This is a genomic window from Phycicoccus endophyticus (assembly GCF_011326735.1).
GTDB lineage: Bacteria > Actinomycetota > Actinomycetes > Actinomycetales > Dermatophilaceae > Phycicoccus > Phycicoccus endophyticus.
On sequence record NZ_JAANCN010000001.1, the window covers coordinates 586,269 to 602,722 of the forward strand.

At 74.9% G+C, this 16,454-nt stretch carries 15 protein-coding genes; 5 read left to right on the top strand and 10 right to left on the bottom strand.

Features of this window, described 5'->3' with window-relative positions:
- A complete protein-coding gene (locus G8D98_RS02875; RefSeq protein WP_229661683.1) occupies positions 1-1,008 on the top strand; it encodes a LacI family DNA-binding transcriptional regulator in 1,008 nt (335 codons plus the stop codon).
- On the opposite strand, the gene G8D98_RS02880 is transcribed toward G8D98_RS02875, so the two are convergent.
- Together G8D98_RS02880 and G8D98_RS02885 are read right to left on the bottom strand one after the other, a co-directional pair.
- Complete coding sequence (locus G8D98_RS02880; RefSeq protein WP_166098734.1) at positions 1,001-2,452, bottom strand: APC family permease; 1,452 nt, start codon at positions 2,450-2,452, stop codon at positions 1,001-1,003. The two genes, G8D98_RS02875 and G8D98_RS02880, sit on opposite strands and share 8 nt — an antisense overlap.
- A 102-nt stretch (positions 2,453-2,554) precedes the next feature.
- Positions 2,555-4,681, bottom strand: a complete 2,127-nt coding sequence (locus G8D98_RS02885) for a DNA gyrase/topoisomerase IV subunit B (protein ID WP_229661682.1) — start codon at positions 4,679-4,681, stop codon at positions 2,555-2,557.
- A gap of 404 nt (positions 4,682-5,085) precedes the next feature.
- Between G8D98_RS02885 and G8D98_RS02890 the strand changes: the two genes are divergently transcribed.
- Both G8D98_RS02890 and G8D98_RS02895 read left to right on the top strand, forming a co-directional pair.
- Complete coding sequence (locus G8D98_RS02890; protein ID WP_166098740.1) at positions 5,086-5,301, top strand: DUF7455 domain-containing protein; 216 nt, start codon at positions 5,086-5,088, stop codon at positions 5,299-5,301.
- A 10-nt stretch (positions 5,302-5,311) separates the two neighbouring features.
- Positions 5,312-5,797 carry a DUF456 domain-containing protein gene (locus G8D98_RS02895; RefSeq protein ID WP_166098742.1) on the top strand — a complete coding sequence of 162 codons (486 nt, stop codon included), beginning with the start codon at positions 5,312-5,314 and terminating at the stop codon, positions 5,795-5,797.
- Between the two features lie 19 nt (positions 5,798-5,816).
- Here G8D98_RS02895 and G8D98_RS02900 read toward each other — a convergent pair whose 3' ends face one another.
- From G8D98_RS02900 to G8D98_RS02925, 6 genes are read right to left on the bottom strand one after another with little or no spacing between them, the layout of a single operon-like run.
- Positions 5,817-6,206, bottom strand: a complete 390-nt coding sequence (locus G8D98_RS02900; protein ID WP_229661681.1) for a DUF3040 domain-containing protein — start codon at positions 6,204-6,206, stop codon at positions 5,817-5,819.
- Between the two features lie 59 nt (positions 6,207-6,265).
- Complete coding sequence (dinB, locus tag G8D98_RS02905) at positions 6,266-7,522, bottom strand: DNA polymerase IV (protein ID WP_166098745.1); 1,257 nt, start codon at positions 7,520-7,522, stop codon at positions 6,266-6,268.
- Between the two features lie 27 nt (positions 7,523-7,549).
- The gene (locus tag G8D98_RS02910) at positions 7,550-8,317 is read right to left on the bottom strand and encodes a methyltransferase domain-containing protein (protein ID WP_166098747.1); all 768 of its coding nucleotides are present in this window, start codon (positions 8,315-8,317) and stop codon (positions 7,550-7,552) included.
- 48 nt (positions 8,318-8,365) lie between these two features.
- Positions 8,366-12,256: a DNA polymerase III subunit alpha gene (locus G8D98_RS02915; RefSeq protein WP_268238604.1), complete on the bottom strand. Its 3,891-nt coding sequence runs from the start codon at positions 12,254-12,256 to the stop codon at positions 8,366-8,368.
- A gap of 8 nt (positions 12,257-12,264) precedes the next feature.
- Positions 12,265-12,678: an SAV_6107 family HEPN domain-containing protein gene (locus G8D98_RS02920; RefSeq protein WP_166098751.1), complete on the bottom strand. Its 414-nt coding sequence runs from the start codon at positions 12,676-12,678 to the stop codon at positions 12,265-12,267.
- A 15-nt stretch (positions 12,679-12,693) separates the two neighbouring features.
- Positions 12,694-13,083, bottom strand: coding sequence for a DUF6504 family protein (locus G8D98_RS02925; RefSeq protein ID WP_205859675.1), 390 nt, complete (start codon positions 13,081-13,083; stop codon positions 12,694-12,696).
- Positions 13,084-13,334: 251 nt separating this feature from the next.
- On the opposite strand from G8D98_RS02925, the gene G8D98_RS02930 reads away from it, so the two are divergent.
- Positions 13,335-13,874 carry a YbaK/EbsC family protein gene (locus tag G8D98_RS02930; protein WP_166098753.1) on the top strand — a complete coding sequence of 180 codons (540 nt, stop codon included), beginning with the start codon at positions 13,335-13,337 and terminating at the stop codon, positions 13,872-13,874.
- Between the two features lie 45 nt (positions 13,875-13,919).
- On the opposite strand, the gene metF is transcribed toward G8D98_RS02930, so the two are convergent.
- The gene (gene metF / locus G8D98_RS02935; RefSeq protein ID WP_166098756.1) at positions 13,920-14,831 is read right to left on the bottom strand and encodes a methylenetetrahydrofolate reductase [NAD(P)H]; all 912 of its coding nucleotides are present in this window, start codon (positions 14,829-14,831) and stop codon (positions 13,920-13,922) included.
- Positions 14,832-14,915: 84 nt separating this feature from the next.
- Here metF and G8D98_RS02940 point away from each other — a divergent pair, with 84 nt between their 5' ends.
- Positions 14,916-16,001, top strand: coding sequence for a polyprenyl synthetase family protein (locus G8D98_RS02940; protein WP_166098759.1), 1,086 nt, complete (start codon positions 14,916-14,918; stop codon positions 15,999-16,001).
- A gap of 30 nt (positions 16,002-16,031) precedes the next feature.
- Here G8D98_RS02940 and G8D98_RS02945 read toward each other — a convergent pair whose 3' ends face one another.
- Positions 16,032-16,415: an Rv2175c family DNA-binding protein gene (locus tag G8D98_RS02945; RefSeq protein WP_166098761.1), complete on the bottom strand. Its 384-nt coding sequence runs from the start codon at positions 16,413-16,415 to the stop codon at positions 16,032-16,034.
- Positions 16,416-16,454: the final 39 nt, after the last annotated feature.

Genomic DNA, 16,454 nt, shown 5'->3' on the forward strand with positions numbered 1-16,454 from the left:
GTGGCCCGGGCGGCCGGGGTCTCGGTCGCGACCGTCTCACGCGCCCTACGGGGCCTGGACCGGGTCTCCCCCGAGACCCGCCGGCGCGTCCTGGCCGTCGCCGAGCAGCTGCACTACGTCGCGTCCCCGACGGCGACCTCGCTCGCGTCCGGGCGTACCCGGGTCGTCGCCGTCGTCGCGCCCTTCCTCACCCGGTGGTTCTTCGCGACCCTGCTCAGCGCCATCGAGAAGGAGCTGCGCGCCCACAGCCACCACGCCATCCTCTTCGACCTCGAGGACGACACCTACGACCGGCGGCTGCCGCTCACCCAGAACATGCTCTGGAAGCGGGTCGACGGCGTCATCACCCTGAACGTCCCGATGGACCCCGAGGAGGTCGCCGTCGTCGAGCGGCTGGAGGTGCCCCTCGTCTCGGTCGGCTCCCCCGTGCCCGGACGGCCGTGCGTGCGGATCGACGACCGGGCGGCCATGCGCACCGCGGTCGAGCACGTCCTGGGTCTCGGGCACGAGCGGGTCGGCTACGTCGGTGTCGTCCCGGACACCGCCGCCCACGTGCAGACCCCCCGCGACCGGCTCGCCGCCTTCCGCGAGACGATGACGGGCGCCGGTCTGCCGGTGCCGGCCGAGTGGGTCCTCGGCTCGGACTGGACCGCCTGGTCGGCCGCCCACGACGCCCGGGCGCTGCTCACCGCCGGCCGGCGGCCCACGGCCGTGGTCGCCGCCTCGGACGAGATGGCCATCGGCGTGCGCGAGTGCGCCCTGCGCCTCGGGCTGCGCGTCCCGGAGGACCTCTCGGTCGTCGGGATCGACGACCACGTCCTCTCCTCGGTCCTCGGGCTGACGACGGTCCGCCAGGACGTCACCGCCCAGGGCCGGCTCGCCGCCCGGCTGCTCCTCCAGGTGCTCGCCGGCGAGGAGGTGCCGGCGCAGGACGTCGTCCTGCCGACCGAGCTGGTCGTGCGGACCTCGACCGGCCCGGCGCCGTGCAGTGCGCCGCGGGTCAGTTGACCGTCTCGTCCCCGGAGAGGTCCTCGGGGTCGCGCAGGTAGGTGCGCTTTCCGAGGAAGGCCCGGTTGGCCAGCCAGGTCAGCACCCAGAGCACGACGCCGATGCCGAGCAGCCACGCGGCGATGACGTACTCGATCGTGTCCCGCCCGGTGACCGGGAGGACGAAGAAGAAGCACGCCACGGCACCGACGACCGGCAGCACGGTCGGGGTGACGAAGTGGTCGCGCTCGATGACGTCGCGCCGCAGCACGAGGACGGCGACGTTGACGATGGTGAACACCGCGAGCAGGAGCAGGGCCGTGGTGCCGCCGAGGGCCGCCACCGCGTCCCCGCTGTTCTCCGTGACGAGGACGACGAGGCCGAGGGCCAGCGCCGTCGTGAAGAGGATGGCGACCCACGGGGTACGCCGGCCGCGGTGCACCCACCCGAGGACCGGTGGCAGCACGTCCTGGCGGGCCATCCCGTAGATGAGCCGGCTCGCCATGAGCATGTTGATCAGGGCGGAGTTGGCGACGGCGAACATCGCGATGAACGGCATGACCGACTCGATGGGGAAGTCCGGCATGCCGGCCGAGACGACCTTGGTCAGCGGCGTGTCACCCTCGCCGAGCTCGCCCACGGGCACGAGGGCGACGGCGAAGACCGCGACGAGCACGTAGATCAGCCCGGTGACCCCGATGCCGGTGATCATCATCCGGGGGAAGGTCCGGACCGGGTCGTGGGTCTCCTCGGCCATGTTCACGGCATCCTCGAAGCCCACCATGGCGAAGAACGCGAGCGAGGTCGCGGCGGTCACGGCCACGAAGACGCTGCGGTCCCCCGAGGTGTCGAAGACCGCCACCCGGGAGAAGTCGGCCTGGCCGCCGGTCGCGGCGTAGACCCCGACGAGGATGACGAGCAGCAGCCCGGACAGCTCGATGCAGGTGAGGACGACGTTGGCCTTGACGCTCTCCCCGACGCCCCGGAAGTTGACCGCGGCGACGAGGAGCATGAAGGCGAGCGCGACGCCGAGGACGAGGCCGGAGCCCTCGCCCTCGAGGCCGAACCCGTCGACGAGGTTGGCCGCGAACGCCTTGCTCGCCGTCGAGGCCGAGGTGATCCCCGAGGACATGACCGTGAAGGCGACGAGGAAGGTCACGAAGTGGATGCCGAACGCCTTGTGCGTGTAGAGGGCCGCCCCGGCGGCGGTCGGGTACTTCGTCACGAGCTCGAGGTAGGAGAACGCCGTGACGAGCGCGACGGCGAAGGCCAGCAGGAAGGGGGCCCACGCGGCACCGCCCACCTCACCGGCGATCTTGCCGGTCAGCGAGTAGACACCGGTGCCGAGGATGTCGCCGACGATGAACAGCAGCAGCAGCTTCGGGCCGATGGCGCGGTGCAGCTCGGTGTCCTCCTCGCCCGAGACCGACCCGGCGCCGTCGGGCTCGCGGACCTGTGTGCTCATCGCGTGCTCCCCTCGCCAGGACGCCGCGGGTAGGCGTCGGTCGCACCACTGTGGCCCCTGTGGGCCGGCCCGGCAAGGCGCCGCGCGCGGGGCCTTGCCGGCTCAGGCGTCGATCCGCTCCCGGTCGAGGGACTCGGCGCCCTCGATGATGAAGTCCTTGCGCGGGCCGACCTCACTGCCCATGAGCAGCTCGAAGACCCGGGCCGCCGCGTCGACGTCGCGCAGCGTGACCTTGCGCAGGGTGCGGTGGGCCGGGTCCATCGTCGTCTCCGCGAGCTGGTCGGCATCCATCTCGCCGAGGCCCTTGTAGCGCTGCAGGGGCTTGGTCCGTCGGCCCCGCTTGGCCAGCGCCGCGAGCGTGCGGCGCAGCTCGGCCTCGGAGTAGGTGTAGATGACCTCGTTGGCCTTGGCGCCCGGGTTGACCACCTCGACGCGGTGCAGCGGCGGCACCGCCGCGTACACCCGACCGGCCTCGACGAGGGGGCGCATGTACCGGAAGAACAGGGTGAGCAGCAGCGTGCGGATGTGGGCGCCGTCGACATCGGCGTCGGTCATGATGATGACCTTGCCGTAGCGCGCCGACCCCAGGTCGAAGGTGCGCCCGGAGCCGGCGCCGATGACCTGGATGATCGAGGCGCACTCGGCGTTGCCGAGCATGTCGGTGACCGAGGCCTTCTGGACGTTGAGGATCTTGCCGCGGATCGGCAGGAGGGCCTGGTGGTCGCTGCTGCGGGCGAGCTTGGCCGTCCCGAGGGCGCTGTCGCCCTCGACGATGAACAGCTCGGTGTGCTCGGGGTCGCTGCTGCGGCAGTCGGCGAGCTTGGCCGGCAGCGTCGAGGACTCCAGGGCCGACTTGCGCCGCTGGGTCTCCTTGTGCAGCCGGGCGCTGATCCGCGACTTCATCTCGGCGACGACCTTCTCCAGCAGCGTCGCCGCCTGCTGCTTGACCGGCCGCCGGGTCGTCGTGAGCAGCGCGGTCAGCTCGCGCTCGACGACCCGCGCGACGATCTGGCGGACCGCGGCGGTGCCGAGGACCTCCTTGGTCTGGCCCTCGAACTGCGGCTCGGCGAGGCGCACGGTGACCACCGCGGTGAGCCCGGCGAGGACGTCGTCCTTGTCGAGCTTGTCGGTGCCGGCCTTGAGCCGGCGGGCGTTGGCCTCGACCTGCTTGCGCAGGACCTTCAGCAGGGACTGCTCGAAGCCGGCGATGTGAGTGCCGCCCTTGGGGGTGGCGATGATGTTGACGAACGAGCGGACGGTCGTGTCGTACCCCGTGCCCCAGCGCACGGCGACGTCGACCCCGCACTCGCGCTCGACCTCGGTGGGCGTCATGTGGCCCTGGGCGTCCAGGACGGGGACGGTCTCGGTGAAGGTGCCCGTGCCCTGGAGGCGCCAGACGTCGGTGACCGGGGCGTCGCTCGCGAGGTACTCGCAGAACTCCGAGATGCCGCCGTCGTGGAGGAAGACCTCCTCGGTGGGCTGCTCGCCGCGCTCGTCGCGCACGCTGAGGGTCAGCCCGGGGACGAGGAAGGAGGTCTGCCGGGCCCGGCCGAGGAGGCTCTCGAGGTCGAGGGCGGCGTCGGCGAGGAAGATCTGCGGGTCGGCCCAGTAGCGCACGCGCGTGCCGGTGACGCCGCGCTTGGGCTTGCCCACGACCTCGAGGTCGCTCGTGCGGGTGTACGGGGTGAACTCGTGGCCGGGGTCCTTGGCGCCGTGGGCGCCGGCGACGTCGGAGAACATGCCGGGCTCGCCGCGGCGGAAGCTCATCGCGTAGGTCTTGCCGCCGCGGTCGACCTCGACGTCCATCCGGGCCGAGAGGGCGTTGACGACGGACGCGCCGACGCCGTGCAGCCCGCCGGACGCGGTGTAGGAGCCGCCGCCGAACTTCCCGCCCGCGTGCAGCCGGGTGTAGACCAGCTCGACGCCGGTGAGCCCGGTGCGCGGCTCGATGTCGACCGGGACGCCGCGTCCGTTGTCCCGGACCTCGACCGACCCGTCGCGGTGGAGGATGACCTCGACCCGGTCGCAGAAGCCGCCGAGCGCCTCGTCGACGGCGTTGTCGATGATCTCCCACAGGCAGTGCATGAGCCCGCGGGAGTCCGTGGAGCCGATGTACATCCCGGGCCGCTTGCGCACCGCCTCGAGGCCCTCGAGGACCTGGAGGTGGTGGGCGGTGTACTCGGACGCGGACTTGCTCGTCGCGGTCTTCTTCGCAGCGGTCGCAGGCACCTCCGCAGGGTAGTCGTCCCCGCCGTCGCCCCCGGTGAGGCGCACCGCACGCCCCCAGGACGTCGCCTCGTCAACGCCCCCCGCCCCGCCCGTCTCGCTCCACCCCATCCCCCCGTCTCTCATTCGACCAATAGGTCACGACAGGAACGTCACCGACGTGACCTATTGGTCACTCAGGCGACAGGGAACGTCACCGACGTGACCTATTGGTCGATTCGAGGACGGGGGGAGCGACGCCGGGAAGGTCACGATCTCGACACCACGCGGGCCGTTCGTGGCCCCCCTGCGCTCGGGGAAGCATCCGGCGTGCTTGACTGTTGGACGAGTCGCCGACCCGAGCCGACGATGCCGACCGGGCCGGTGACCGAGAGACAGCAGGACCGACGCGAGCCGAGGAGGCCGACGTGAACGCCGCACTGGCACCCACCCTGACTCCCGCGGACCGCTGTGACCGTTGCGGGGCCCAGGCCTACATCCGGGCCCGGCTGCACGCGGGCGGGGAGCTGCTGTTCTGCGCCCACCACGGCCGCGAGCACGTGCCCGCCCTGGCCGACAAGGCCGAGATCATCGACGAGAGCGAGCGGCTGACCGAGCCGTCGGTCCCCATCACCGACGCCTGACGTGGAGTCGATGGCGCAGGACGCCTGGCTCGTCCTGCCGCCGCTGCTCATCCTCCTCGGGCTCGTGGGCATCGTCGTGCCCGCCCTGCCCGGTACCGCGTTCGTCCTCGCCGGCGTGGCCGTGTGGGCCGTGACCACGCACACCGCGACCGCCTGGGTCCTGCTCGTCCTCGCCGTGCTCGTCGCCGCCGCCGGACGGGTGCTGCAGTACCTGCTCCCGGGCCAGCGGATGCGGGAGGCGGGGGTGCGCACCTCGACGCTCGTCGTCGCGCTGCTGCTCGCCGTCGTCGGATTCTTCGTGGTCCCCGTCGTCGGTGCCGTGCTGGGCTTCGTCCTCGGCGTCTGGCTCGTCGAGACCGGGCGAGGGTCCTCGCGCGGCGAGGCGTGGGTGCGGACCCGGCACGCGGTGGTCGCCGTCGCCCAGAGCATGGGCATCGAGCTCGCGGCGGCGCTCGTCGTCGCCGGGCTCTACGTCGTCGGGCTGCTGCTCGGCTGAGCCGGGCGCCCGCGCCCGCTCACCAGTTGTTCTCGCGCCGCTCCCAGCGCTCGTCGAGCCGGTCCAGCAGGGAGCTGCCCCGCCGACGGCCCTTGGCCCCCTTGGGGGCCGAGACCTCGCCGTCCTCCTGGACGAGCCCGAGCCGCGCGGGCCGGGGCGGGGTGACGGCGTAGGCGACCGAGGCGACCATAAGGGCGAACCCGAGCGCGCCGACCCACATCGTCGTGCTGATGCCGACGAGCACGAGGCCGAGACCGGCCAGGACCCCGACGGCCCCGAGGACCCACCGGCGCCGCTGCAGCGCGGCCAACCCTCGCCCCTTCATCTGCGAGGCGAACTTCGGGTCCTCGGCGGCGAGCGCCTGCTCCATCTGGTCGAGCATGTTCTGCTCGTGGTCGGAGAGGGGCACAGATCCTCCCGTGGTCGGCCGGGGCGACCGGCTGGACGCCCCGGGTTGTCCCTGGGTACTCAGGATAGGTCGCGAGGTGCCCCGGCGGAAGCGGACGGGTCACGTTGGACGAGACTGGCGGGCCGGACGACGTCTGCCCCGAACCGGGCCCGGGCCCGGTCGACCGCCCGGTCGGCGTCCCGCCAGCCGTGCTCACGCTCCCCGAGGACCCCCTGGAGCGGTGCCTGCGCGACGGGGACCAGGCCGGACATCCGGACCCCGACGAGCCGCACCCGCGCCCGCTGCAGGGCGAGGGCGTCCAGCAGCCCGACCGCGCTCGCGTGGAGCGCGCGGGCGGTGTCGACCGGGTCCCGCAGGGTGCGCGAACGGGTGATCGTCGTGAAGTCGCTGAACCGCACGGTGAGGGTGAGGGTGCGCCCGGTGAGGCCCGCGGCGCGCATCCGGGCGGCGGTCCGCTCGGCCAGGGCGAGCAGGTGGCGGCGGATGAGGACAGCGTCGTCGAGGTCGGACTCGAACGTCGTGCTGCTGCCGATGCTCCGCTCCCGCTGCTCGCGTTCGACGCGGCGGGGGTCACGCCCCCAGGCGAGGTCGTGCAGGTGGCCGCCGGTCGCCGGGCCGAGCGCCCGCTCCAGGGTGGCCCGCGGCGTGTGGGCGAGGTCGGCGACGGTGTGCAGACCGAGCCGGACCAGAGCCTCCTCGGTGCGCTCCCCGACCCCCCACAGGGCCCCGACGGGCAGCTCGTGGAGGAACGGGAGGACCTCCTCGCGTGGCACGACGAGCATGCCGTCGGGCTTGGCCAGCGTCGAGGCCAGCTTGGCGACCACCAGGCTCGGGGCGACCCCCACCGAGCAGGTGATCCCCTGCTCGTCGTGGACGGTGTCGCGCAGGAGGCGCCCGATCGCCGCCGGGCTGCCGTGGCTGCGTGACGCGCCGGAGACGTCGAGGAACGCCTCGTCGAGGGAGAGCGGCTGGACCCGGGGGGTCACCGAGCGGAAGGTCTCCATGACCGCTGCGGAGATCCGTGCGTACAGGTCGTGGTCTGGACGCAGCACCGTCGCCTGGGGGCACAGCCGGCGGGCCCGGGACATCGGCATCGCCGAGGTGACCCCGAAGCGCCGGGCCTCGTACGTGGCGGAGAGGACGACCCCCCGGTGGCCGCCACCGACGATGACGGGGGTCCCGACGAGGTCGGGCCGGGACAGCAGCGTCGCCGAGGCGTAGAAGGCGTCCATGTCGACGTGCAGGACGGTGCACCCGGTGTCGTCCGGGACGGTGGTGGCCGCCGGCCGCGGCGGGGCGAAGGGGCGGCGGCTCACCGCGCGCTCCCCCGGCGGCCCGGGACCTCAGCCGCGACGGGCCAGGACGTGGAGGGCGCTGCCCAGGCTGCCGAGGAGGCGGTGCTCCTCCGCCTGCGCGGCGGCCTCCTCGAGCGCGAGCAGGGCCGCCCGGTCGGCCTCGGAGTCCAGCAGCGCGGACGGGACGAGGTCGGCGAAGACGCGCACCCCCTGGACGTGGACCGGGGTGAGGCCGTGCTCCTGCACGAGCGCGACGACGGCCGGCTCGTCGAACCGGCGCGGGACGGGGTCCTCCTCGCCCCAGCGGCCGTCCGGACGCTCCAGGACCGCCCGGGCACGCTCGAGCCGGCCCGCGAGGGCGTTGCTGAGGACGGCGTGCAGGCGCTGGGCGACGACGAGGCTGAGGGTCGCGTCGGGCGCGAGCAGCGCCGCGGCGGCCCCGACCGCCGCACCGGGGTCGTCGACGACCTCGAGGGTGCCGTGGAGGCAGACCAGGTCGAAGGCGGCCTCCGGGCCGACGAGGGCGCCGACGGTGTCGGCGTCGCCCTGGAGGGCACGCACCCGCTGCTCGACCCCCTGTTCCACCGCGCGCCGGCGCAGCGAGAAGAGGGCGTCGGGGCTGGGGTCGACGACGGTGAGCTCGTGCCCGGCGACGGCGAGGGGGACGGCGGTGCCGCCGGTGCCGCCGCCGAGGTCGAGGACCCGCAGGGCCCGCCCGCGCGTGGCCCGCAGCTGCTCGGCGTGGGCGTCGAGGACCCGCTGGACCGCCGTCGTGCGCGGCGCGCCCGCGGGGCGACGAGCGCGGTCGTCGGACACGGTGGGACTCCTCGTCGGCGCCGGGATGGGGCTGGTGCGGTGCCCACCCTAGTGTCCCGAGCTGCCCGGGCTGGCGTGCCACAGCTTGCGGGACGGCAGGGCCGGCACCACCGGGCCGGACGGGGTGCCACGCCCGGCGCGGGGGTCGGCGCCGGCCGGGCGGATGTCGGCGTACGGCGACTGCCTGAACCCCGAGGCGTGCACGAGGACCCGCCGGCCGGCCTGCTCCTCGGCCGCCCGGGCCGCCTGCTCGGCCGCCTCGGCCCGGGCCACCGCGTCGGCCTCCCCCGCGGCCACCGCGCAGCGCACGGCGTCGAGACCCCCGAGCCGCCAGGCGTCCCAGAGGGCCGCGAGCTCCCATGCGCCGGTGGCCCGGACCGACACCCCTCGGTCGCCGGTGCGGCGCAGCACGCCGCGGACGAGCAGCAGCCAGCTGTGGAAGACGACCTCGGCGTAGGGGCCCTGGACGTCCTCGAAGAACGTGCAGTCCGACGGGCCCGTCCCGTCGTCGAGGGTGAGGAAGACGACCCGTCGCCCGGAGCGCACCGGCGGGGTCTGGGTCGCGACCTTGACCCCGGCGACCCACACCTCGCCACGGCTGCGGGTGGCGAGCAGGTCGCGGCTGCGGGTGACCCCGAGCGCGGTGAGCAGCGGCTCGTAGAACGCGACGACGTGGTCCGAGACGTCGAGACCGAGGACGTCGAGCTCGGCGCGCACCCGCTCCGGACCGGTCATCTCCGGCAGCCCGGTGCCGGCGACGAGCCGGGGACGGTCACCGAGGTCGAGGGTCAGCTGGGTCGGCCGGGCCCGGGCCGGGAGGACCTCTCGGGCCGCCCGGCTCTGCGCGGCCGCCCGGGCCCGGACGTCGGCGCCGGCCGGCTCGACCTCACGGGCGGGGACCTGCGGCACGGCCCGCCGCCGACCACCCCGGGGGCCGGCCCGCCCCCGGTCCCAGCGCTCGAGCTCGGCGACGTGCAGGAGCAGGTCGCGCCGGGTGACCCGGCCCCGCCGGCCCGGCCCCCCGGCGAGGGTGGTGCCGTGGAGGGCGTCGAAGGCGCCGGCGAGGACGAGCCGCTCGGTGACCGGGCGGCTCGGCCGGGCCCGGGCCCAGAAGTCGCCGAGGTCGGTGTAGGGCTGGCCGGCGACGGTCCGGGCGACCTCGGCCTCGCTGATGCCCTTGACGTCGGCGAGGGAGAGCCGGATGCCGTACGGCTGCGGGTCGCGCTTCCAGCCGGCCACCCGCTCCGCGCCCGAGGCCGCCTCCTCACCCGGGGCCTCGAGGACGGGCTCGATGCGGTAGGTGTCGCCGGAGGCGTTGACGTCGAGCCCGAGGACCGGGATGCCGAAGCTGCGGGCGTCGTCGAGCAGGAGGCGTTTGGGGTACATCCCCGGGTCGTGGGTGAGGACGCCCGCGAGGAAGGCCGCCGGGTGGTGCGCCTTGAGCCACGCCGAGTGCACGGTCGGCAACGCGAACGCCGCCGCGTGCGCCTTGCAGAACCCGAAGCTCGCGAAGGACCTCAGCACCTCCCAGATCCGGTCGCGGTCCTCGGCGGCGTACCCCCGGGCGGCGGCCGCGGGCCGCCACCATGCCTCGACCTCCTCCTGGCCCCGCGGGGTGCCCATCGACCGGCGCACCTCGTCGGCCTGGGCGAGGGTGACCCCCGTGGTCTCGGCGACGATGAGCAGCACCTGCTCGTGGAAGACGACGACGCCCTCGGTCTCCTCGAGGGCGGGCACGAGGCTCGGGTGGAGGAAGCGCCGCTCCCGCCAGCCGTGCCGGGACTCGAGGAACGGCGTGATCATGTCGGACTTGACCGGTCCGGGCCGGAAGAGCGAGATGTCGACGACGAGGTCCTCGAAGGCGCTCGGGCCGAGCTTGCCGACGAGCTCACGCTGGCCGGGGCTCTCGATCTGGAACATCCCGAGGGTGCGGGTCGTGCGGATGAGCTCGAAGGTCTCCGGGTCCTCGAGGGAGACCTGGGCCTCGTCGTCGAGGTCGATGCGCTGCCCGCTCACCCGCTCGACCTCGGCGACGGCGTGGGCCATCGCGGACTGCATCCGGATGCCGAGCACGTCGAGCTTCAAGAAGCCGAGGGTCTCGACGTCGTCCTTGTCGAACTGGCTCATCGGGAAGCCGAGCCAGCTGGCCTCGACCGGTGTGCGGTCGAGCATCCCCGCGTTGGACAGGACCACCCCGCACGGGTGGAGGGCGATGTGCCGAGGCAGGCCGTCGAGCGCCTCGACGAGCTCGAAGAAGGCCGTCATCCGGGCCGACCCCAGGCCGCGGGAGCGCAGCTCGGGCAGGTCGGCGACGGCGTTGCGGGCGTCCCGGGCCCGGATGTGCGGGAACGCCTTGGCGATCTCGTCGACCTCGAGCGGCGGCATCCCGAGCGCGGCGCCGACGTCGCGCACGGCGTGACGCACCTTGTAGGTGTCCATCATCGACACGCAGGTGACCCGCTCACCGCCGAACCGCTGCAGGACCGCCTCGTAGACCTCGGTGCGCCGGGCGGACTCGACGTCGATGTCGATGTCGGGCAGCTCGGCCCGCAGCGGGGAGCAGAACCGCTCCATGAGCAGGCCGTGGCGGACCGGGTCGACGCCGCTGATGCCGAGCAGGTGGTTGACGAGGCTGCCCGCCCCCGACCCACGGGCCGCGACCCGCACCCCGCGCTCGCGCACGAGGTCGGTGACCTCGGCGACGGTGAGGAAGTACGTCGGGTAGCCGAGCGAGGCGATGACGGCGAGCTCGGCGTCGAGCCGGTCGTGGACAGTCCGCAGGCGGGCCTCGCCGGCCCCGGGATAGCGCCGCCCGACCCCGGCCCGGGCGCGCCGGGTGAGGACGTCCATGGGGTCGGTGCCGGGGGCGATGCCGAGGACCTCGGGCTCGGGCAGGTGGACCGCGCCGATGCCCAGGTCCGTGCGAGGGTGCTGGACGCACTCGGCGGCGAGCCGGGCGGTCATCGTCAGGAGCCGCTCGGCCCGGGCGGTGTCGCCCCCGGTGACCGCGAGGGCTCGCGCGCGCATCTCACCCGTGCCCGCGAGATGACCGGCGTCGGTGACCCGGTCCAGGTGGCGGGAGTCGAGGACGACGAGCCGGCGCGCGGCGTCGAGGACGTCGACGGTGCGGACCTGCCCGGGCTCGGCGTGCCGGACCGCGGCGCTGAGGACGGCCGGCACCCCGGCGGCGTCGGCGAGGCCGAGCAGGTGCGCCGCCTGGGAGCGACATCCCGGGGTGCCCTCCGGCCCGCCGTGGAGGACGACCTCGAGCGCGAGGGCGTCGCGTGGCAGGAGGGCCCGCCACCGGGCGAGCAGGTCGCGGGCCCGGGCACGCTGCCCGGCGAGCAGCGCCCGCCCGACGTCGGAGTCCGGACCGAGGAGGACGACGAGTCGGGCCGGTCCGGCGGGCCGGGTGGGGTCCGCGGCGCCCGCGGGGCCCGTGTCCTCCGCCGGGGCGGTGCCGTCCGCCGGGGCCGTGCCGTCCGCCGGGGCCGCCCGGCGGGCCAGGAGTGCCGGTGTCGTGACCGGGACGCCGCGCTCACCGCGCAGGTGGGTGTCGGTGACGAGCCGGACCAGCGCCGCCCAACCGGCACCCGGGGCCATCCCTCCGGCGCTGCCGCGGGCCAGGACGGTGACCCGGGGCCGGCGGGGGTCGACGAGCGCCCCGCCCCGGACCGGGGTGCGCTGGCGCGGGGGTGGGGGGCCCGGCTGCAGCTCCTCGGTGGCCAGGTCGACGCCGAGGACCGGGTCGACCCCCGCGGCGGCGCACGCCTGGGCGAACCGGACCGCGCCGTAGAGGCCGTCCCGGTCGGTGAGCGCGAGGACGCCCTGGTCGAGGTCGACGGCCCGGGCGACGAGGTCCTGCGGCATCGAGGCGCCGTAGCGCATCGAGAACCCGGAGGCGACGTGGAGGTGGGCGAACCCGTCGATGCCGGACACGGGCGACCTCAGGCGGAGCGGACGGGTGCGAGCCGCCGGTGCAGGGGGGCGACGGGGAGCCCGAGCCGGGCCGCGACGAGGTCGACGAAGGTCTCGGCCTCGCGCAGGAGGTCGTCGGCCTCGCGGGCGACGACGTGCACCAGCCCGGTCTCGACGCCGACGCGCTGGCCGGTGACCTCGGCGAACCGCTGCGCCCACTCGGCGAGCTCGGGGGCGGTGCGCGTGGCGAGCACCCAGACGTCGTGCGGCCCGGAGCCGGGGGCCTCGGGAGCGGGCCGCGCGGCGACGAGCGCGGCCGCGGCCCGCAGGGCGGCCAGCGAGGCGTCGAGATAGCGCGCGGAGGCGAGGGAGGCGGCATACCCGCTGGTCAGGGCCTCGCGGGAGCGCTCGAGGAGGTCGAGGGTCGTCGCGGCGTGGGGCATCGGGGTCGCTCCTCGTCAGTCGTGGGCTCGCAGGAGGAGCCAGTGGTCGTCGTCACGGGCGAGGTCGAAGACCCCGACGGGGCCGACCGGCGGGCGGGCCTCCACCCGCCACACCCGCCGCTCGGTGGCCGGGTGCGCGCCGGCGGTGCTCGGGGCATCGCCCTGCCCCACCGCGCGCCACCAGGGACGCCGCTCCTGCCAGGTGTCGAGGACCGCGCAGACGGTGTGGCGCCGTCCTCGCCAGACGAAGGTGCGCGGGGTCCCGTCACGTCCGCCCGTGGGGCTCGGGGCGTGGGTCGTCACGACGAGCGGGTCGTCGTGACGATGCGCCATGGCCACCTCCGGGGCGGTCGGCGACCGGGACACCACGGCCGCTGGGAAGAGCTCGAACATCTGTTCGAGCAAGCCCCCACTGTAGCCCCCGCTCCCGGCCTGCCGTCAAGGCGCCGACCGCCCCACCCCATCCCGCCGGAAGACCTCTCCGAACCATGCCGACCGCGCCGGCCCGAGGCGATCTCGCTCACCCCTGGCGTCATGGCAGCAGGGACGAGCGAGATCGCCATGGTCTGTCGACCTGAGCATGAGTCGGAGAGGTCTTCCCCCGGCGGGGGTGGGGTAGGGGCCGCGGGGGCCCGGGGCGTCACTACGCTTCGGTCATGTCGCCCGAACCCGCTGGGGTCGTTCCCGAGGTCCCGCCTCCCCAGCGTGACCTCACCGCCCACCGGCGCGTCGCCGCGGTCCTGCAGACCCTCGCCCTCCACCACGTCCACCCCGAGCTGCGCCAGCTGCCCGGCGCGGTCCGGACCGCGCAGGCCGCCGCCGAGGCGCTCGGGGTGACGCCCGCCGAGATCGCCAACAGCCTCGTCTTCGCCGCGAGGACCGCCGAGGGCGCGACCGAGCCCCTGCTCGTGCTCGCCTCCGGCGGCCACCGGGTCGACACGACGAAGGTCGCCGGCCTGCTCGAGCTCGCGGACCTCGCCCAGGCGACCCCGGAGTTCGTCCGCCGGTACACCGGGATGGCGATCGGCGGCGTCGCGCCCGTGGGACACCCCGAGCGGATCCGGACCGTCGTCGACGTCACCCTCGGCCGCTACGACCGCGTCTGGGCCGCGGCCGGGCACAGCCACGCCGTCTTCGCCACGACCTACGACGAGCTGATCCGGATCACCGGCGGCACCCCGATGGACGTCGCCTGAGCCCGCTCCGCCCCGCCCCGCTCGTCCATCCGAGGACCGGCGCCCTCAGGGCTCGAGCCCGAGTGCGTCGTGGACCTCGAGGGTGGCCGTCGAGCGGTTCATCGTGATGAAGTGCAGCCCGGGCGCCCCCTCCGCGAGCATCCGCTGCCCGAGCTCGACCGCGATCGCCACCCCGACCGCCCGCACGGCCGCCGGGTCGTCCTTGACCGCCTCGAGCCGTTCGACGACCTGGGGCGGCAGCGGGGTGCCCATGAGCTCGCTCATCCGCTGGGTCTGCCGGTAGCTCGTCACGGGCATCAGGCCCGGGGTCACCGGCAGGTCGCGCCGAGCCGCCACCCGGTCGCGCAGCCGCAGGTAGCTCTCGGCGTCGAAGACCATCTGGGTGATCGCGAACTCCGCACCGGCGTCGGCCTTGCGCACGAGCACGTCGACGTCGTGCTCGAGGCCGGGGCTGTCGGGGTGGACGTCGGGGAAGGCCGCGACCCCGAGCGTGAAGTCGCCGAGCCCCCGCACGAGCCGCACGAGGTCCTCGGCGTGCTCGAGACCGTCCGGGTGCGGGGTCCAGGCCCCCCGGACGTCCCCCGGCGGGTCGCCGCGCAGCGCGAGGACGTTGCGGACCCCCGAGGCGGCGTAGTTCCCGACGACGCGCCGCAGGTCGGCGACCGACTGCCCGACGCACGTCAGGTGCGCGAGCGGGGTGAGCGAGGTCTCGTCGGCGATCCGGGCGGTGACCCGCACGGTGCGGTCCTGGCTGGTCCCCCCGGCGCCGTACGTGACCGACACGAACGCCGGGCGCACCCGCTCCAGCCGGCGCACGGCGTCCCAGAGCGCGGCCTCGGCGGCGTCGTCCTTGGGCGGGAAGAACTCGAAGCTCACCGAGGGGCGCGGCTCGCGCAGGCGCGCCGGGATGGACGCCACGAGGTGCTCCGGGCGCCCGCCTCCGCCGTAGTGGGCCATGGCGCCGAGGGTACGCGGGCGGGGACACCGTAGGCTGCCGGGAGCCACCATCCGACCGCCTCCTGCCCGCCGAGGAGACCCTCAGTGACCAGCGTGCTCGACACCGCCGACCTGCGGCGCCGGGTCCAGCGCGTGCTCGACGACGAGCTCGCCGCCCAGACGCTCGTGCTCGCCGAGCTCGGTCCCGACGTCGAGGACCTCCTGCACGCCGTCGGCGACCTGCTGCGCGGTGGCAAGCGGCTGCGCGCCGCCTTCCTCTACTGGGGTGCGCGCGGTGCGGGGCTGCCGGACTCCGAGGAGCTCGTGCGGCTGAGCAGCGCGATGGAGCTGTTCCAGGCGGCGGCGCTCATCCACGACGACGTCATGGACGACTCCGACACCCGCCGCGGGATGCCCGCAGCGCACCGGGCCCTCGCGACGCGGCACGCGGCCCGCGGCTGGAGCGGTGACGACGAGCGGTTCGGACTCGCCGGCGCCGTCCTCGCCGGCAACCTTTGCCTCACCTGGACCGACGAGCTCTACGCCACGTGCGGCCTGCCCCCGGCCGCCCTGGCCCGCGGCCGCGCGGTCTTCGACCGGATGCGCACCCAGCTCATGGCCGGGCAGTTCCTCGACGTCGTCGAGTCGGCCCGCCCGTGGGAGGGTCTCGGCGACGAGGAGCGGGTCGCCCGGGCCGGGCGCGTCATCCGCTACAAGAGCGCCAAGTACACCGTCGAGCACCCGCTGCTCATCGGGGCCGGCGTCGGCGGGATGGATCCCGCCGGGGTCGAGGCGCTCTCCCGGTACGGGCTCGACGTCGGACGCGCCTTCCAGCTGCGCGACGACCTCCTCGGTGTGTTCGGCGACCCCGACGAGACGGGCAAGCCGGCCGGCGACGACCTGCGCGAGGGCAAGCGCACCGTGCTGCTCGCCCACGCCCTCGCGGGCGCCGACGCCGGGGGGCGGGCCCGGGTCGAGCGGCTGCTCGGACGGGCGGACCTGGCCGTGACCGACGTCGAGGAGCTGCGCGGCATCATCAACGGCTCCGGGGCGGTGGCGCTGCTCGAGGACGAGATCGCCCGGCTCGCCGGGAGCGCACGGGCGGCGCTCGCCGAGGTCCCCGCCCTGGACCCGCTCGCCCGCGAGGTGCTGCACGACCTCGTCGCGACGGCGACCGCCCGCTCGGCCTGAGGCCACGGCGCGGCCGCGGGCCCCGGTGCGCTAGAAGGCCTCCTCCATCGCGCGCCGGCGCACCTCGGTCTTGAAGCCCGCCCGGATGGCGTCCAGCGGCGCACCGGCGACGGGCAGGGTGGGGTCGGGGGTGTGCAGCCAGCGGATGATCTCCGCGTCGTCCATCCCCCCGTCGGCGAGCACGGTGAAGGTCCCACGCAGGGCGGGGATCGGGCCGTCGTCGTCGAGGAAGCCGGCCGGGACGCAGAGCACGCCGCGCTCGCCGCGGCGCACCCCGAGCAGCTCACGGTCCTCGAGGAGCCCGCGCACCGTGGACAGCCGCACCCCGAGCAGCTCGACGAGGTCGGGCAGCGTCAGCCACCGCGGCACGAGGGTCTCGAGGTCAGGCAGGGGGTCCGGGGTGGTCTCGCTCACGCGGCCAGCGTGCCACGCGGGTCACGGGCGTGACGAGTC